This is a genomic window from Pseudomonas putida (assembly GCF_030159595.1).
GTDB lineage: Bacteria > Pseudomonadota > Gammaproteobacteria > Pseudomonadales > Pseudomonadaceae > Aquipseudomonas > Aquipseudomonas putida_AC.
In genome coordinates this window covers 529,906-545,647 of record NZ_BSKJ01000004.1, presented here as the reverse complement: position 1 = coordinate 545,647, position 15,742 = coordinate 529,906, and the positions used below count along the sequence as shown (strand labels likewise).

The window sequence follows — 15,742 nt, the reverse complement described above, 5'->3', positions numbered from 1 at the left end:
GAAGAAGAAAAGCCGGGTGCGGTACACCTGGAGCTGCCAGAAGACATCGCCGCCGAGCAGACCGACGCACTGCCGATTCCGCGCAGCCTGCACCGCCGCCCGCTGGCCGAACATGTGGCCATCGAAGCTGCTGTCGAGAAGCTGAAGAACGCCCGTAACCCGATCCTGGTGATCGGCGCTGGCGCCAACCGCAAGATGACCGCCAAGGTCCTCAAGCAACTGATCGACAAGACTGGTATTCCGTTCATCACCACCCAGATGGGTAAAGGTGTGGTCGACGAGCGTCACCCACGCTTCCTGGGCAACGCTGCACTGTCGTCGGGTGATTTCGTTCACCGCGCTGTCGAAGCGGCCGACCTGATCATCAACATCGGCCACGACGTGATCGAGAAGCCGCCATTCTTCATGGTGCGTGGTGGTACCGAAGTCATCCACATCAACTTCCGCTCCGCCGAAGTCGATGCCGTGTACTTCCCGCAGGTAGAAGTGATCGGCGACATCGCCAACGCCGTATGGCAGATCAGCGAAGCGCTGAACGACACCGCGCACTGGGACTTCACCCGCCTGATGGCGATCCGTGAAGCCAACGAAGCACAGATCGCCGAAGGCGCCGACGACAACCGTTTCCCGGTCTACCCGCAGCGCCTGGTGGCCGACATCCGTCGCGTACTGCCGTCCGAAGGCATCGTTGCCCTGGACAACGGCATCTACAAAATCTGGTTCGCCCGCAACTACAAGGCGCACAAGCCGAACACCGTGCTGCTGGACAACGCCCTGGCGACCATGGGTGCCGGCCTGCCTTCGGCCATGGCGGCGCACCTGGTGCACCCCGACCGTCCGGTGATTTCGGTGTGCGGCGATGGCGGCTTCATGATGAACAGCCAGGAACTGGAAACCGCAGTTCGCTTGGGCATGCACATCACCGTGGTGATCCTGCGTGACGATGGCTACGGCATGATCCGCTGGAAGCAGGCCAACATGGGCTTCACCGATTTCGGCCTGGACTATGGCAACCCGGACTTCGTCAAATACGCCGAAGCCTACGGTGCCAACGGTCACCGTGTGGAAAGCGCCGAAGGCCTGCTGCCGTTGCTTGAGCACTGCATCAAGACCCCCGGCGTGCATGTGATCGACTGCCCGGTCGATTACAGCGAGAACGACCGCATCCTCAACAGCGAGCTGCGTGAGCGCGCACTGGCGGTGTAACGCCTGACAGGTACGGCGCCACCTCAAGGCTGGCGCCGTACCCTGGAGCGGCTTGCGCTCCCTCCTTCCGTTCAGAAATCCCTTCTCTCAGCGATCAACCAGGGCCTGCAGGCTGGTCAGGATGCTGTTGGCGTCATATGGCTTGCGCGTTACGGGCACATCCTTCAGGTGCTCGGGAATGCTGATGCCGTCACCATAGCCGGTAGCAAACAGGAACGGTACTTGCCGGCGCTGCAGTTCATCGGCAACGGAAATCGACGTCCCTGTTCCCAGGTTGACATCCAGTATCGCGACATCCGGTGTGTGGCTGGCAATCAAGCGCATTGCCTCATCCTCGGCGTTGGCGGTGATCACATCCTTGATTTGTGCATCGTTGAGAATCTGCTCTAGTCCAACCGCGATCACCAGCTGGTCTTCGAGGATCAGTACGCGCAGGCCCGTCCGGGCTGCGAAGGCATCGGCTGCACGGGTGACAGGCGCGGCTGCGCTCACGGGGTCGGCCGCTTCGGCGACGGACAGGTGTTTTGCAGGAATTCTGAACAACCCTTGCAGGCCTTCGGCGTGATATTCCACAGCGCTGGTGCCGCCCAGATCGAAGGGAATGCTCCGGTCGATCAGTACCGAGCCAAAGCCATTGCGGCTGGGCGGGCGAACCGTTGGCCCGCCACTTTCACGCCAGGTAATGGTGCAGCCGTTGCTGGCGTCAATGGCCCAGCTCACCGCAAGCTTGCCGCTCGCCCGCGACAGCGCGCCGTACTTGGCAGCATTGGTCGCCAGTTCGTGCAGCACCAAGGCCATGACCGAATAGGCGCGGGCATCAAGGATAACGTTCGGGCCCTGCAGTTCGATCACGCCGGCGGCGGTACGGTAGGGTGAAAGCTCTGCCTCCAGCAGCTTGGCCAGTCGCCCACCACCGTCACCACGTACCACCTGATCGTGAGCGAGGGACAGCGCCTGGATGCGACCCTTCAGTGTTGCCACATAGTCCTGCAGTGTCTGGCTTTCCGAGGTCGGGTGAGCAACCAGCGCGCCGATCAGCGAGAGGATGTTCTTGACCCTGTGATTGAGCTCTTCATTGAGGATGCGCTGGCGCACTTCTGCCTTCGAACGCTCGCTGGCCAGCAATTCGCTGTTATACAGCACCACCTCGACGATAGCGGTACGGATCGCGTCACCAAACTGGCGGTCCTGCTCGGTCCAGGGCAGCGACTGCTGGTGAACGGTTTCTTTCCAGATCGCGAAGCTCTTGCGGGGTGTCAGGCGGTCGCCCAGTGCGCCGCTGTCATAGGTCTTGTTCGGGTCACCGGCCCAGTCGAGCGTCTCGACCACTTCCTTGCGGAAGAAAATCAGGTAATCCCTCGGCTGCTGCGACATCGGTATGATCAGCACGCCAGACACATCAGTGAAGTACGCCTGGGCCGCTGGCAGCACCATCGACAGGCGGTTGGACGCCCAGGTTCGGCCCGAGCTGACCATGTCTGCCAGGCGTAGCAGATCGGGCACGGCCGATTTGGGGGGTGTCAGCCCTGCGGATGACCAGCGGCCTTGCAGCGACATGCCGATGCCGTCGCAGGGGATCAGCGACATCAACCGCGGCAGGCGTGCGTGAAAGAATCCGTCGATGTCTGCAGCCTGGTTGGCGTCACGCAGCATATTGTCCAGCGCTTTGTGGACCTGCACAGCGGCCTCAAGCTTTTGCCGGCTGCGCAGGGTCTCGATATGCAGGGAGAAGAACTCACCGAACATCTCCGCCGCCACACGTTGCCCCATGGCCAGCGTGCGCGGTGCATAGTGGTGGCAGGCGATCATTCCCCACAGCTCACCATTGACGATGACCGAAATCGACATGGAGGCCCCCACACCCATGTTGCACAGGTACTCGCAATGGATCGGCGAGACGCTGCGCAAGTGTGCGTAGGAAAGGTCGAGCGGCTCGCCGGAGGGATCGAGCACCGGGTCGATGGCGACGGTCTTGAACTGGGCATCCGAGATCACCCGGATCGGATTACGCAGGTAAAGCGCGCGGGCCTGCTGGGGGATATCGGAGGCGGGGAAGTACTGACCCATGAAGCTTTCAAGGTCGCTGCGCCTGGCCTCGGCAACCACCTTACCGGCGCCGTCGGCACCCAACTGATAGATCATCACCCGGTCGTAACCGAGCACGGCCCGGACAAAGCGGGCGGCATCGCGGAACAGCTTGCCGGTCTGCTCGATTTCGCGCAGTTGGGCGATCAGCGTGCGGGCCAGCTCTATCGGCTCGGCGATGCTCGCGCCAGCGGGCTCGAACTCGAGGATAGCCGTGCCTTTGAACAAGTGGGCGGCGATGTCGACAGCCTCGCCGTTGGGCAGCTTCACACCAAAGCTGAGCGCTGGCCGCGAGGCTTCCCGGGTGCGGGCCAGCGCGTTGCGCAGGGTATGCGCCACCTCGTCACCGAGCACCGCATGCAGCTTCTGGCCGTTGATATCGCTTGCTACGCCAAGCATGTGTGGGGCATTGGCCGAATGACGCAGAACGACGGTGGCCGAGGCATCGCAGGCCAGCAGGCAGCCATGGGGCTGGATACTGCCAGGTATCTGGATGGGCTCGCGGTCGCAGTTGGTCAGGTTTACTTGGGGGTTGGATGTCATTGGCCGCGCCTGTGGGGGGAAGATGAGGCTGCCAGCAGGGCCGCCAACGTCAGCCTAGCAGGCAATGTTGGGCATGGCGCGGCGAAAAGGGACGTACAGGGCTGGGACGGGTTGTCCCCTCGTTCATCAGCAAACCGCAACCTTTTACCTGGGGAGTACAGATGTGCTCTTTTCGATATGCCTTGAAGGCAAGCTGCGATCAATGGTCTCATCCGCACCTGAGCCAACTGGTAGTGAACGATGATCCGCCCGCTGTTTGTTTCCATCGATGGGCCTAAAGGCACCGGCAAGACCACGCTGCTGGAGGCCGTCACCCAAGCCCTGAGGGTGGACGGGAAAAAGGTGATCCGCCTTTGCGAAAAAAAGAGCGATCCCTACCGGAGCGAAACCATGGCGTTGGTCAACAAGCTCGCCAGAAACCCTTGCCGAGACCTGGAGCTCAGGGTGTGCGAGCGCTTCGCTGAAAGCCGCGCCTGGATTTCCCGGCATGTACTGCCCAAACAGCCAGCTGACAGCATCGTCCTGATTGATCGCTGGTACCCCTCTGACGCCGCGTTTCGCCGCACGGTGCCGTTTGACCAGATCTTGCGATTGAACCTCGAACTCAGCGTGCAAGTGCCAGATTTGCATGTCGGGGTTGTCACTGCCCCTGAAACCTCGTGGGCAAGGGCTGCGGCACGCACGCGTGGTCTGGGCAGTACGGTGATACACAACCTGGACGAACAGGTAGCCTGTACCGAAGCTTTCGAGCGAGCGCTTGTAAAGCACGGCTGGGTGTTGTGCCGTAATGAAGGGGCCATCGAGGACGCAACGCGGCAGGTGGTTGGCGAGATTGACCGTGTACTTCTAACACGTTGAGTGCTCGTGCGCCGCTGCGCGAGCTGTACCGGCGCCAAGGCCGGCCTGGACAACAATGCGTGGGTTATCAGGCGCCTTGGCGGTCGATGTCACGGCGCAGTACAACCGATGTGGTTATGTCATCCACCGATTCGTGACGTGCCACGTTGTCGCGTACTTGGTTAAGATCGTCGATTGTCCGGGTTTCCACTTCAACCACCAGGTCAAGCTGGCCACTTACCGAGGAAACCCGCCGCACGCGTGCGTCCGTTGCCAGTTGGTCGAGCAGCCCCATGGCAGGGGTGCGCTGCAACGTCACCAGCAATATCGCGCGTATGACGTTGGCGTCTATTTCACCGATATCCGCACGATAACCACGAATGACCCCGCTGCGTTCAAGGTTGGCGACGCGCTCGGTAGTGGCGCTCCTGGAAAGGCCTATGCGGCCGGCTAATGCCTTCAGCGCAATGCGCGCGTCTTTCGAAAGTACTTCAAGAATCTCACGATCTTTTGCGTCCAGTTCACGCATTGCGCCACCTAATAAGCTCGCCGTCATTATGCCGGTCGGTACCGGCATAATGCCTGTCGATCCCGACCGTATGCAGGGTGTCGGTTTCGGCAGTGCATGACAAGCTATTGAAAAACAATTTGCTCGCTCGGAACGTGATGATATGACAGACCTTTCCCACCCGGCACCTCGGTTTTCGGCAAGCGATGCAGAGGGCCTCGCAAAAGATTTCTTCAACATTACCGGTACAGCGACTCCCCTGGACGGGGAGCGTGATCGCAATTACCGGTTGGATACTGGCGTCGACGCTGGCTGGATACTGAAAATCGTCAATGCCAGCGAGCCCCGGGTAGAAAGCGAGTTTCAAACCGCGCTGCTCGATCATCTGGCCGTGTATGGCGCGCACTTGGGTGTGCCTCACCTTCGGGCCAGTGTGGCTGGCGACTACCTGCCATCCGTGGCCAGCGCCACAGGTGAGAAGCATGCTGTGCGGCTGGTCAGCTGGTTGGCCGGCACGCCGCTTGCCGAGGCCAAGCGCTCTTTCGCGCTGATGAGGAACTTCGGTCGGGCACTCGGTGAACTTGACCGTGCCCTGCAGGGCTTCATGCACCCTGGTGCCGTCCGTGACCTGGACTGGGACTTGCGCCATGCCGCACGCTCCCGTTCGCGCGTGCACCACATCAAAAGCCCCGAGCGCCGGGCCATTGTCGAGCGTTTCATCACCCGGTTCGAACACACTGTACAGCCCAGGCTGGCATCACTCAGGGCGCAGGTGATCCACAATGACGCCAACGACTGGAACATCCTGGTCGATGCCGAAACCACCAGCAATGTGACCGGCTTCATCGACTTTGGGGATGCCGTGCATACCGTGCTGGTTGCCGAGGTCGCGATCGCCTGTGCTTACGCCATTCTCGACATGGACGACCCGATCGGCGCTGCTGCTGCGTTGGTGGCTGGTTTCCATGAAAAGTACCCATTGCAAGCACAAGAGCTTGACGTGTTGTTCAACCTGATTGCCATGCGCCTGGTCATCAGCGTTACTTTTTCCGCTTCACGGCAGGATCAGACAGAAGACAACCCGTACCTGGCGATCAGTGAAGCGCCAGCCTGGCGCCTGCTGGAACAGCTTGATTCGATGAGTCCACGGCTGGCTACAGGCATCCTGCGCAAGGCTTGCGGCTTCGACGCCATCGAGGGTGCGGGTGCAGTGCGCCGCTGGATTGCCGATAACCACAAATCATTTGCCGACCTGGTGCGCCCGTCAGCCGCCATCCTTAACAAGGTGATCGCGCCGTTTGGCGATGCCCGCCACGAAATGACCATCGCCTCAGCCGAGCAGCGGCCTGCAGATGCGACGCGCTGGTGGGACGAGTTCTCTGCCGCGCACAAAGTGCCGCTGGCCATCGGGCCATGGGGTGAGTTGCGTACCATTTATACGGACAGCGCCTTCGAGTCCCGCTTCATCAAGGGGCAGCGCCGCACCCTGCATGTGGGGGTCGACCTGGTGATGCCTGCGGGTACGCCGTTGTACGCACCGGTCGCTGGCACCATCAAAAGCATTGAGGTTGAGCCAGACCCGCTGGGTTATGGTGGCCTGGTGATGATCGAGCACACCCCGCAAGGTTGCCCGCCATTCCTGACCTTGTGGGGGCACATGGCCCATGAGGCGCTTAGCCGTTTGAAAGCAGGTGACAAGCTCGAAGCTGGCGACCTGGTGGGCTACATGGGCACCGATGATGAAAACGGCGGCTGGATTCCCCACCTGCATCTGCAGATGACCACCGATACCCAGCTGAGCGCAAGCGAGGTCATTGGCGTTGGCGAGCCAGAATACCGCGAAGTGTGGGCTGACCTGTTCCCTGATGCCTCGACCTTGGCCGGTATCCCGCCAGAGACCTACAACCAGCAGGGGATGACCAAGGCCCAGATCATTGCCAAGCGTAAAGAGCTGCTGCTACCGAACTTGTCAATTTCGTACACCGACCCGATCAAATTCGTGCGCGGTGATGGGGTATGGCTGATCGACAACTTCGGGCGGGCTTATCTGGATTGCTTCAACAACGTTTGCCACCTGGGCCATAGCCATCCCGACGTGATCGAAGCCCTGACGCAGCAGGCTGCGCGACTCAACACCAACACCCGCTACCTGCACGACAACATCGTCGAATATGCCGAGCGCCTGACCGGCACGTTGCCAGAGGGTCTTTGCGTTGCGTCATTCGGCTGCTCGGGCAGTGAAGCCAACAGCCTTATGCTGCGGATGGCGCGCAACTACACAGGTAGCGACCAGGCGATCGTGCTGGACTGGGCTTACCATGGCACCACGCAAGAACTCATCGACCTGAGCCCCTACAAGTACAAGCGCAAAGCCGGCAAGGGCAGGGCGGCGCATGTATACGAGGCGGTGGTTCCAGACAGCTACTACGCCCCCGAGCACTGGCCATTGGAAGAGCACGGGAAGCGGTTTGCCGAGTCGGTGGCAGACCAGCTGGACGCCATGCGCAAAGCCGGCAAGGGCCCCGGATTCTTCCTTGCCGAGTCGATCCCCAGCGTGGCGGGGCAGGTGTTCCTGCCCGAGCATTACCTCAAGGAGGTATACGCCATGGTTCGCGCCGAAGGTGGGCTGTGCCTGGCCGATGAGGTGCAGGTCGGGTTTGGTCGCGTCGGTAGCCACTGGTGGGCGTTCGAGACCCAAGGCGTGGTGCCGGATGCTGTAACCATGGGCAAACCGATTGGTAACGGCCATCCGATGTCGGCGGTGGTGACCACGCGCGAGGTTGCCGATGCTTTCAACAACGGCATGGAGTATTTCAATACCTTTGCCGGCAACCCCGTGTCGTGCGCGGTAGGCATGGCGGTGCTCAATGCAATCGAGCGCGATCAGTTGAAAGAAAACGCCTTGAACGTCGGCAATTACCTGCTCGAGGGTTTCCGCAAACTTCAGCAGCGATTCGACGTGATTGGTGATGTACGCGGGCTGGGCCTGTTCCTCGGCATCGTGTTGGTCACTGACCGCAAGTCGAAGGCTCCGGCCACGGCCTTGGCCAGGAAAGTGGCAGATGGCGCCAGGGAGCGCGGCGTGTTGATCGGTACCGAAGGCCCGCATGACAACGTACTGAAAATGCGTCCTTCAATGATTTTCAGCCGGGTCCATGCGGACTTCCTTCTTGAAGTGCTGAAAGACAGTTTCATCGCGGCGCTGAAGTAACGGTTTTGGCGACACAGGGCGTGCCGACGGACACGCCCTGTGTCGTTCGTTCAGGCTTTCTGCCTGTCAATGTCACGCCGCAGCACTACTGCCGTGGTAATGTCGTCTACAGCGTCGTGGCACGCTACGGCGTCTCGTACCCGGTTCAAATCATCAATTGTCCGTGCCTCGACCTCGACCACCAGGTCAAGTTGCCCGCTAACCGATGAAACCCGTTTCACTTGGGCGTTCTCTGCCAGCAGGTCCAGCAGACCAAGCGCTGGTGTACGTTTTAGTGATACCAGAATGATCGCCCGTATGACGTTGGCATCAATTTCACCAATGTCTGCGCGATACCCTCGAATGACTCCGCTGCGCTCCAGGTGTGAAACCCGTTCGCTGGTCGCGCTTCTTGACAGACCGATTCTTGCCGCGAGTGCCTTGAGTGCGACACGTGCTTCCTTGGAGAGTATTTCGAGGATTTCCCGATCTTTGACGTCTAATTCGCGCAATGCTGACACCTCCGTCTGAACACCGGTAAATGGCCGGCCGACCCAATAAAGTGCAGGGGTAAGTTAGCCACTTGCTTCTTTTTTGTGCATGACAAGACACTACTCCAGTTTCTCCAAGGGTCGAAGTAGCGCCGGCATTATGTCGGCCGATTCCGGCAATGTGCCAGTCGTACACGCACTTTGCAGGGTGATTTCAGGGTTTCAGTGTGCAAAGCTTTCAATGAAGGTTGGGTCCTATGAACCCGGAACAATAAAAAATACAAACGTCCAAGGAGTGCCTCGATGCTGGCGAAAAAAACCAGGATGCTACTGGCTTCCACTGCGGTAGCGGCTGTTGCCTTGTTCTCTCAAGGCATGGCCCGCGCCGATGACTTGCAGGCTGTTCAAGCGTCAAACGTGCTGCGGGTGGCAATGAGCGGGCAATACTCTCCCTTCAGTTTTGCCAATGAAAAGAATGAAATTGTTGGTTTCGACGCCTCCATCGGAGAAGCACTTGCCCAGCGTCTGGGCGTGAACATAAAAATTATTACTACACCCTTTGACGGCATTATTGCAGGGCTGCTGGCCAAGAAGTACGACGCTGTCATCGCCTCAATGACCATTACGCCCGAGCGCCTGAAAGCCGTTGATTTCGTTGGGCCTTATTACCATGCAGGCCGTACCATCGGCGTAAAGGAAAACTCCCCGATAAAAGGGCTCGATGATCTCAAGGATGTTACTGTTGGCGTTACGTTGGGTGATTCGCATGACAAATGGGTGCGTGCTCGCGGCAACCTTAAAGTGCGTACCTATAAAGGCTTGCCTGAAATGTTGGTCGACCTGGATGCCGGTCGTATCGATGCCGTGGTGATGGACAGCATCCCGGTCATGGTTGCGGTGAAGGAGACCGGGCAGAAGGTGCGGATCATCAGTTTGCCGGACGAGCAGGGTGGCCGTGAAGGTCTGGGCATTGCCATCCGCAAAAACAATCCGGAACTCAAGGCCCAGTTGCAGAAGGCCTTGGATGACATTCTGGCAGATGGCACTTACAAGGAAATTTCAATGAAGTGGGTAGGTAGCGACATTCGCTGAAACGCACCAAGAGTGGCCTGGCCGGCAGGTTGGGCCGGGTTGGAAGATTTTTTGTGAGTGGTTTTATGGACCTGTCATTAATCCATCGTACCTACCCGTTTTTCATGGAAGCCGCTTGGGTCACTGTGCAGATCTCGTTGCTTTCATTATTACTTGGCTTGGTCCTCGCCATTGTGTTGGTGACGTGCAGGTTATCGCCGCTCATGATCCTGCGGTGGGCGGCAATCCTATACGTCAGTGTGTTTCGCGGCACACCTTGTCTGGTGCAGTTGTTCATTATCTATTTCGGCGGGCCACAAATAGGAATCGAGCTGGAACCGTTCGCTGCAGCGGTGATCGGTTTGGGCATGAACATCGCGGCGTATATGTCGGAGTCCATTCGAGGGGCAATCGACAACGTCGACCCTGGCCAGGAGGAGGGTGCTCGGTCGATTGGTTTCAGCCGTAGGCAGACGTTGTTATTCATCATCATTCCCCAGGCGCTAAAACTTATGATCAGGCCGCTTGGCGTCAATGCCATCGGTCTGATCAAGGGCTCTGCCCTGGTGTCGGCTATTTCGGTGGTAGAACTGACATACACCGCGCAGCGTTTCATCAGTTCAACGTACAAACCATTCGAGATATTCATGGTCTCGGCGTTGCTTTATATCGTCATGGTCTACACGGTCAAGTACCTGGTGGAAGTGCTAGACAAGCGATACGCGACCAAATAAGGGGGTGCCAGTGGAAGGACTGAACCTGAGTGTCATCACACCTTATTATGAAATGCTGGCAACCGGTCTGTGGTGGACGGTTGTCATGTTTCTCTGTTCCAGTGTCATCAGCCTCGCCGTGGGTGTGCTATTTGCCCTGATCGACTTGTATGCGCCTAAAGCCATGGCGCTGCCTGTGCGCTTCACGACCTGGCTGTTGATGGGCACGCCGTTGTTATTGCAACTGTATTTGATCTACTACGGGCTGGTTCAGGTGGGTATCGATATTCCAGCGCTGGCTGCGGGAATAATCGGGCTCAGCCTGCATTTTGCCGTGTACAACGCCGACGTGGTCAAGTCTGGTATCGAAGCGGTTGACCCGGGCCAGATAGAAGGCGCGCGCTCGATAGGCCTGAGCAAGGCAATGACCCAGCGCTACATTATTGTTCCACAGGCGCTCAGAAAAACCATCGCGCCGCTGGGAAATAACCTCATCGTGTTGCTGAAGGACACGTCGTTGGTATCGATCATCGGTATTGCCGAACTTGTCTACAGCGCCCAGCTGGCAGTCAGCGAAACGTACAGCCCGTTTGAGTTCTACATCGCCGTCGCGGTGATCTACTACATGGCCAACCTGGTGCTCGAGGCTGGGCTGCATCTTATTGAAGCAAGGGTCGAGATGTCACGATGAACAACAACGCTATGGTAGAAGTGAAGGGGGCGCGCAAAGCCTACGGTGCACTTGAGGTACTGAAGGGGATCGATCTGTCGGTGTCGCGCGGGCAGATTTTCGCCATTATTGGCCCGAGTGGTTCAGGCAAAAGTACCTTGCTGCGCTCAATCAATCATCTCGAAGTGCTCAATGGTGGTGAAATCTGGCTTGACGGCGCTCAGGTCAACCAACCCTTGAAAGGCCGCGCCTTCGAGCAACATATCAACAAGGTGCGCCAGCAGATGGGTATGGTGTTTCAGCATTTCAATCTGTTTCCGCACCTCACGGTCTGCGAAAACATCGCGATAGGGCCTGTGAAGCTCAAAGGCTATTCGAAAAGTGCGGCCAGGGAGCTGGCCCTGGAGTACCTGCAGAAAGTCGGGCTGGGTAACAAGATCGACGAGTATCCGTCGCGGTTGTCCGGCGGGCAAAAACAGCGCGTAGCCATTGCCCGGGCACTGGCCATGCAGCCCAAGGTCATGTTGTTCGATGAAGCGACCTCGGCACTGGACCCCGAGCTTGTGGAAGAAGTAAACCTGGTAATGAAACAGCTGGCGGCCGAACACATGACCATGCTGATCGTTACGCATGAAATGCGCTTTGCCGGTGAAGTGGCCGATCAGATCGTGTTCATGGATGGCGGGGTTGTTGTAGAGCAAGGTGCACCCAGTGAGATGCTGAGAAGTCCAGCTCAAGAACGCACCCGGGCTTTTCTGAAAAAACACCTGCATGACTACTGATGTTCAGATGTTTGCATTCTGTGCGCATAAGCCGGCGATAGCGCCGGCGGAGGCCTATTGTACATTTTTTTAAATCGGTGAGCACATCATAACTTATTGTATTTAATGCTTTTTTTTATTGAGAATCAAATTTCGATGTTTTTTTGGAGCCAAAAAACCATATGTTTATGAAACGACCTTTAATAAAATCAATAGGTTACATATCTGTGGTTTTTTAGACAAGTGGTGCTGGTCGGGCCAAGCATCCTGCCTAGGCTTAAGGGAGGGTAACTCTCGAAGGTAGGCATCATGTTGAGCATCGGCGCCTTTGTCCACACGACCCGCAGCGCGGATCTGTGCTACGTCATGAGATCTAACTCCAAAAAAGACGAGCTCCGTATCTGCCGTCTATTGGACGGCCATGCGTGCTGGTTACCCTCAAAGCACGTCATTGCTGAAGTGCGGCCTGCAGATCGTTTTCGTGAGCATGTACGAGGAGTTATTGATCAAGAGAAAGCGCCAGGCGGCGAGAAAAAACCAGCGTTCTCAAACTTCGCAGAGTATTTGACTGAGTATGTCGAATGCGCGCTCAGAAATGGTTCTATATATGCATTAGATGGTGTATTGAATTTCTTGGTCATCGTTCTTAGTGAGCAAGATAACGGAGAGTACGGGCGTTCGTTCGACGTATTTTTTCAGGACGTTAGCTGGTTTTGCTATCAGCTTGGTATGGATAGCCCATCAGAATCGCTTGTAAAGAGTCGGTTGATAAGCATCAGCAATAAATCGGTTCGTGCTTCAGACACAGGGTCTGCTACCGATGAAGTATAAACCTAACACTCTTGTTGCCTTGAGAGATAGGCCAGGAATGTTCATGGTTCAAAAATTTGATGCTCTGAAAAATGTTCTGATAGTTATGAATTCTGCAACAGGTAATGTTGTTGAAACCTTTGAAGAGAATGTGGCGACCGCTTCAGAAGAGGCTCTAAATAAACTACGGGACGAAACTCTGGCCGCGCTTCCAGTTTTTGAAGGGGACGTGGTGGATGAGTCGCCATATACTGCGGCGGAAATTGTATTTGCAAAAAATCGCCAGGAAGTATTTGACGAGTGGATGGCCGGTAGGAAAGGTGTGGAGTATGTCAAGGCTGAGCTTGAAATTGAAATATCGATGATTAGAAGGTTAAAGGATAAGTACATTGTTATAGGTGATTGGAGAGCTTTCGTTCCTGGCAAGTCAGGTCGCAAGAAGGGGGATACTAAGTTTTCAACTTATGTAGAAGAGTTGATTGTGTCAACGGCCGACGCAGAGTACACAGGCCCAGGGGCGAATGAAGAGCGGGTAATTGATTCTATTATTTCAACTCTAGGGAGAGCGAATTCTCCATCAAGAACCACCTTGCGCAGGCGATTGCGCAAAATTATCGATGACCGTGAACGAATCAGGGTTAAAGAAGGAGAAGAAGCAAAGCAGGATAAATGTGGAAGTTTTCCGTTTGGGCTGAAAGTAACCGGGCCTCTTGAGGTGGTTGAGGCTGACGGAAGTCCTTTGGATATGCACGCAAGATGCAGGCAAACGGGTATGCTGCTTGGCCGACCTTATCTCATGCTTATAAAAGATAAATGGAGTAGATCCTGTCTCGGATTTGCTTTGTATTTTGGGGCGCCAAGTAGATGGACGTTAGCACAAGCCTTAGACATGGCGATCAAGCCAAAAGAAGATCTAATCAGAGCCTTGGGCCTGGATGAGAATCTTTATAGATGGATCCAGTATGGGCGCTTTTCTGCACTTATGGTTGATGGAGGGTCAGACCTCAACGCCAAAACGGTCAAGGCCGCTTGTGAGCTCCACAATGTGAAGCATATGCGAAGAAAGCGGAAGCAAAGTGGTGGATCGATCGAGAGAGGGCTCGGCATAATAAATCGTTATTTCATACAGACCTTAGAAGGGGCTGTGCCACCTTCAGGGAAAAAGCCGCGCGGGAAAAAAATTGAAAAAACCGCAATATATTTTCTTGATCAAATATTTAAGATGGTGGTAATTGAAATTTGTCGGAGGCACGAAAAATTTGGATACGATGGGAAGACGTCTAACGAGCTATGGCTTAGCCAATTTGGCGAACATGATGGAGAAATTCGGACACCTCCGAGATTTGAAGATCCGTTAGATTTTATAATCGGTATGTATCATGAGCACCGGGTAAAAGTCCGCAAAGATGCTATAATTATTCATGGAGGCCTACGTTATCACCCTGGGCCTTACTACGGGCTAGCTGGAGCGCACGTAAGGGTTAAAGTTGATTATTCAGATATTGATCGAGCATGGGTTCTGCATAACGAAAAATGGATACCCATTGAGCGCCTTGGGCCAGATTTGGACGACCTCAGACCCTTCGAAGGTGTTCCTCCTTCTAGTAAATGGGGCCCCATATCCATGCTTGCATGGAAAGCTAAGCTCTATAAGCAACCTAAAGCAGGGGAGTTGACTCTGGCAGGTGAACAAATCCATCTCGGTCAGCAAGACTACAAGAAAGCGTTACAAAAGGAAGCTCTGGATCGAGCTCGTAATGCTGCAAACGCTAAGCAAAGTGAAATGGTTGGGCCTTTTGCTAACGCTACACCTAAAATCTCTAACACACAACCAAAGAACGATCCTGTTATCGACGCTACGGATGTGAAACCGCTAGAAGGATTTGATCTATGACAACTGACCATGATCGCCTCCTTGAGCAATCAGCTAAAGAGCGCATGACCTCCTGCATGCGTGAGGTTTTTATAATGCGTCCAGAAGCCATGATCGCAATGGATAGCTATAAGAAGCTTCTTGCTCTTCCCCGACTCACTGACAATCCGGGGATGTCAATCACAGCAAGATCTGGTCAGGGCAAGAGTACACTTGGTGCAGTTATGGCACAACAGAGCTGTGCGCCGAACTCAGGCTGGGCAAGGAAAGCTATTTACATCGACTTGGTTCGTAATTCTGCTAATTTGAATCTGACTAAGTTGATACAAATGCAGATAGGGATCCAATTCGGCGAGCGCAAGAAACCGCTCACGCTTAGCTACCACGATATCGCGAAGGGGCAGAGGCTGATTCGAGAAAATAATGTAGGCGGAGTTGTGCTGGATGAAGCTCAGCTTCTCTATAAGGGGTTCACCGCCCGCGGTCGTGAGCTCAACTTCTCAGCAGTTAAAGGGTTTGCTGGCCCGTACTGGGGGTTAAATTTTTGCTTGCTTGCAGACCAGAAAAACCTCGACCTAATTCTCGATGCGGATGATACGATTAACAGTCGTTTTAGTTTGCGCTCAGCAACTCTTTCCGACCTGAAGTGCAATCACTCATTTATCGCCTTTGTAAAAGGTTTTGTAGCGAAAATGCCACTCCGACAAGAATCCATCATCGATAATGCTTTCTGTGAGAAGCTTTTGAAGTTGTCTGCCATAACGGTTACACTTGATGATATTAAGGTGATATATTCTCCGTTGAGGTCTGTTGTCACGATTCTCAAGGAGGCATCTCGCATGGCAATCGAGTCCGGCCTCGAGTATATAGATATTCAGAGCCTGGAAATGGCCAATGTCGTTCTGAAGAGTCAAATGGATACGAAATCTTACCTGGATCGCTATACTGTAGTTCAATAGTCTCGTTTAAGCGGTGTGGTGTTTC

The 15,742-nt window shown here is 55.7% G+C and carries 13 protein-coding genes; 10 read left to right on the top strand and 3 right to left on the bottom strand.

Features of this window, described 5'->3' with window-relative positions; all coding sequences use genetic code 11:
- Positions 1-1,206, top strand: a 1,206-nt coding sequence (locus QQL85_RS12380) for an acetolactate synthase large subunit (RefSeq protein ID WP_284368772.1), incomplete at its 5' end; no start/stop codon positions are given.
- A gap of 87 nt (positions 1,207-1,293) precedes the next feature.
- Here QQL85_RS12380 and QQL85_RS12375 read toward each other — a convergent pair.
- Entirely contained in the window at positions 1,294-3,834 is a 2,541-nt protein-coding gene (locus QQL85_RS12375) for an HWE histidine kinase domain-containing protein (protein ID WP_284353467.1), read from the bottom strand.
- A gap of 240 nt (positions 3,835-4,074) precedes the next feature.
- On the opposite strand from QQL85_RS12375, the gene QQL85_RS12370 reads away from it, so the two are divergent.
- Entirely contained in the window at positions 4,075-4,692 is a 618-nt protein-coding gene (locus QQL85_RS12370; RefSeq protein ID WP_284353468.1) for a dTMP kinase, read from the top strand.
- A 67-nt stretch (positions 4,693-4,759) separates the two neighbouring features.
- On the opposite strand, the gene QQL85_RS12365 is transcribed toward QQL85_RS12370, so the two are convergent.
- On the bottom strand, positions 4,760-5,200 hold the full coding sequence (locus tag QQL85_RS12365; RefSeq protein ID WP_016486802.1) for an Lrp/AsnC family transcriptional regulator: 441 nt from the start codon (positions 5,198-5,200) through the stop codon (positions 4,760-4,762).
- A 142-nt stretch (positions 5,201-5,342) separates the two neighbouring features.
- Between QQL85_RS12365 and QQL85_RS12360 the strand changes: the two genes are divergently transcribed.
- A complete protein-coding gene (locus tag QQL85_RS12360) occupies positions 5,343-8,390 on the top strand; it encodes an aminotransferase class III-fold pyridoxal phosphate-dependent enzyme (RefSeq protein WP_284353469.1) in 3,048 nt (1,015 codons plus the stop codon).
- A gap of 50 nt (positions 8,391-8,440) precedes the next feature.
- Here the strand turns inward: QQL85_RS12360 and QQL85_RS12355 are convergent, their stop codons facing one another.
- The gene (locus QQL85_RS12355; RefSeq protein WP_284353470.1) at positions 8,441-8,881 is read right to left on the bottom strand and encodes an Lrp/AsnC family transcriptional regulator; all 441 of its coding nucleotides are present in this window, start codon (positions 8,879-8,881) and stop codon (positions 8,441-8,443) included.
- 282 nt (positions 8,882-9,163) lie between these two features.
- Here QQL85_RS12355 and QQL85_RS12350 point away from each other — a divergent pair, with 282 nt between their 5' ends.
- The 7 genes from QQL85_RS12350 to QQL85_RS12320 all read left to right on the top strand — a co-directional run bounded on the left by QQL85_RS12350 (position 9,164) and on the right by QQL85_RS12320 (position 15,717).
- A complete protein-coding gene (locus QQL85_RS12350) occupies positions 9,164-9,952 on the top strand; it encodes an ABC transporter substrate-binding protein (protein WP_284353471.1) in 789 nt (262 codons plus the stop codon).
- A gap of 65 nt (positions 9,953-10,017) precedes the next feature.
- Positions 10,018-10,665, top strand: coding sequence for an amino acid ABC transporter permease (locus QQL85_RS12345; RefSeq protein WP_284353472.1), 648 nt, complete (start codon positions 10,018-10,020; stop codon positions 10,663-10,665).
- A 10-nt stretch (positions 10,666-10,675) separates the two neighbouring features.
- Positions 10,676-11,335 (top strand): amino acid ABC transporter permease, encoded by a 660-nt coding sequence (locus QQL85_RS12340; RefSeq protein ID WP_284353473.1) that lies wholly within the window; start codon positions 10,676-10,678, stop codon positions 11,333-11,335.
- Between the two features lie 11 nt (positions 11,336-11,346).
- Positions 11,347-12,096 (top strand): amino acid ABC transporter ATP-binding protein, encoded by a 750-nt coding sequence (locus QQL85_RS12335; protein ID WP_434482131.1) that lies wholly within the window; start codon positions 11,347-11,349, stop codon positions 12,094-12,096.
- 288 nt (positions 12,097-12,384) lie between these two features.
- Positions 12,385-12,906, top strand: a complete 522-nt coding sequence (locus tag QQL85_RS12330; protein ID WP_284353475.1) for a hypothetical protein — start codon at positions 12,385-12,387, stop codon at positions 12,904-12,906.
- Between the two features lie 43 nt (positions 12,907-12,949).
- Complete coding sequence (locus tag QQL85_RS12325; protein WP_284353476.1) at positions 12,950-14,779, top strand: Mu transposase C-terminal domain-containing protein; 1,830 nt, start codon at positions 12,950-12,952, stop codon at positions 14,777-14,779.
- Entirely contained in the window at positions 14,776-15,717 is a 942-nt protein-coding gene (locus QQL85_RS12320; RefSeq protein ID WP_284353477.1) for a TniB family NTP-binding protein, read from the top strand. Before QQL85_RS12325 ends, QQL85_RS12320 begins: the two co-directional genes overlap by 4 nt.
- The last annotated feature ends 25 nt before the right edge of the window (positions 15,718-15,742 follow it).

Bases quoted from the DNA above. Each gene is read 5' to 3' on its own strand.
- QQL85_RS12345 (WP_284353472.1), top strand. From the start codon at position 10,018: ATGGACCTGTCATTAATCCATCGTACCTACCCGTTTTTCATGGAAGCC.
- QQL85_RS12370 (WP_284353468.1), top strand. From the start codon at position 4,075: ATGATCCGCCCGCTGTTTGTTTCCATCGATGGGCCTAAAGGCACCGGC.
- QQL85_RS12350 (WP_284353471.1), top strand. From the start codon at position 9,164: ATGCTGGCGAAAAAAACCAGGATGCTACTGGCTTCCACTGCGGTAGCG.
- QQL85_RS12335 (WP_434482131.1), top strand. From the start codon at position 11,347: ATGGTAGAAGTGAAGGGGGCGCGCAAAGCCTACGGTGCACTTGAGGTA.
- QQL85_RS12365 (WP_016486802.1), bottom strand. From the start codon at position 5,200: ATGCGTGAACTGGACGCAAAAGATCGTGAGATTCTTGAAGTACTTTCG.
- QQL85_RS12375 (WP_284353467.1), bottom strand. From the start codon at position 3,834: ATGACATCCAACCCCCAAGTAAACCTGACCAACTGCGACCGCGAGCCC.
- QQL85_RS12330 (WP_284353475.1), top strand. From the start codon at position 12,385: ATGTTGAGCATCGGCGCCTTTGTCCACACGACCCGCAGCGCGGATCTG.
- QQL85_RS12325 (WP_284353476.1), top strand. From the start codon at position 12,950: ATGGTTCAAAAATTTGATGCTCTGAAAAATGTTCTGATAGTTATGAAT.
- QQL85_RS12320 (WP_284353477.1), top strand. From the start codon at position 14,776: ATGACAACTGACCATGATCGCCTCCTTGAGCAATCAGCTAAAGAGCGC.
- QQL85_RS12360 (WP_284353469.1), top strand. From the start codon at position 5,343: ATGACAGACCTTTCCCACCCGGCACCTCGGTTTTCGGCAAGCGATGCA.